Source organism: Photorhabdus sp. HUG-39, from assembly GCF_963878365.1.
In the GTDB taxonomy this organism is placed as follows: Bacteria; Pseudomonadota; Gammaproteobacteria; order Enterobacterales; family Enterobacteriaceae; genus Photorhabdus; species Photorhabdus kayaii.
On the sequence record NZ_CAWNWY010000102.1, the window covers coordinates 1 to 1,208 of the forward strand.

General features: G+C 33.5%; 2 protein-coding genes and 1 pseudogene. All 3 read left to right on the forward strand.

Annotation, left to right across the window (positions count from 1 at the left end):
* Positions 1 to 494, forward strand: a pseudogene (locus AAC155_RS24185) (hypothetical protein); the annotation flags it as partial.
* 1 nt (position 495) lies between these two features.
* Positions 496 to 903, forward strand: a complete 408-nt coding sequence (locus tag AAC155_RS24190) for a hypothetical protein (RefSeq protein WP_113044418.1) — start codon at positions 496 to 498, stop codon at positions 901 to 903.
* Positions 904 to 932: 29 nt separating this feature from the next.
* Positions 933 to 1,175 carry a hypothetical protein gene (locus AAC155_RS24195; protein ID WP_158536639.1) on the forward strand — a complete coding sequence of 81 codons (243 nt, stop codon included), beginning with the start codon at positions 933 to 935 and terminating at the stop codon, positions 1,173 to 1,175.
* Positions 1,176 to 1,208 lie beyond the last annotated feature (33 nt).

Genomic DNA, 1,208 nt, shown 5'->3' on the forward strand with positions numbered 1-1,208 from the left:
AAGTTGGCCGACTCTCTTTGAAAATCGACCAACATCCTAATTTAAAACATGCGCTAAAATTATCAACCAAAGCCATTGCTCACCAATGGGATAAAGCAGGGATTGGCGCGATAAAGGGATATAGTCAAACAATTATACAAAGTGAAAAAATGGTTAAATGGATGAAATATGGTGGCCGGGTTGCCATTGGTCTGGATTTTGTTGATACCACCGGACAGATTATTGATGCCTGCAACTATGGGCAAACAAGACAATGTGAAAAAGTGGCTATCAAGGAATATAGTAAATTTGCTGGTAGAACAGGAGGTGGGATAGCCGTAGGATATGGTGGCAGTATAGCAGCAGGCGCAGCATGTGCTGCCCTTGGGTTTGCAACTGAAGGATTAGCTGTTGGACTTTGCATGGCTGGTGGCGGTTTAGCTGGTGGTTATGCCGGTAGTAAAGGTGGAGAATGGTTCCTTGAACTTATTGTTGAATCTTCAATGGGATTTTAATATGAATAGAATAACTTTTATCATCTTGGTTATTTCTTATATCTCTTTCAACCTTTTTCTCATTATATCAATAGCCATTTACAAAATAAATCAAAAAAAGATGGATAAAATTATTGAATTATATATGGAAAAAGGTTTTTGCTTATCAACAGCAGCATACATGGGTCATTCTATGGGTATTCATGGTCAAATTCATCCTGCCGTATTTTTCTATAAATTATTAACAGGAAAAAGAATAAGGATAAATAGACCTAATAGTAAATATATGCCACAAGAGTCTTACGATTTCATTCAAAATTTACCCTCCAATTTGACCCACTGGATAAAAATATATTTCATCACTATCAATATAAGCCTTGTATCCTTCTCTATATCAATGGCAATATGCCTATTTCAAAAATACGCTTAATCATACTAAAAATTCAATGGGACTTTAATGTGAACATAATCACTCTTATTATTTTAATTATATTTTACATCTCTTCAACAATTATCCTTCTTATATCAATAGCCATTTACAAAATAAATCAGAGCAAGATGTATAAAATTATTGAATCATATATAGAAAAAGGGATTTGTTTATCAGCAGCTGTAAAGCTGGGCCGTTTTTTGGGTGTTTATGGTCAGTTTCAAGTTGCTATTTATTTATCAATTACTAATCGAAAAAATGAGAATAAATAAACCTGATAGTAAATACATGCATCAATAATATTA

Coding starts and splice junctions, on each gene's coding strand:
- AAC155_RS24190 (WP_113044418.1), top strand. CDS start 496: ATGAATAGAATAACTTTTATCATCTTGGTTATTTCTTATATCTCTTTC.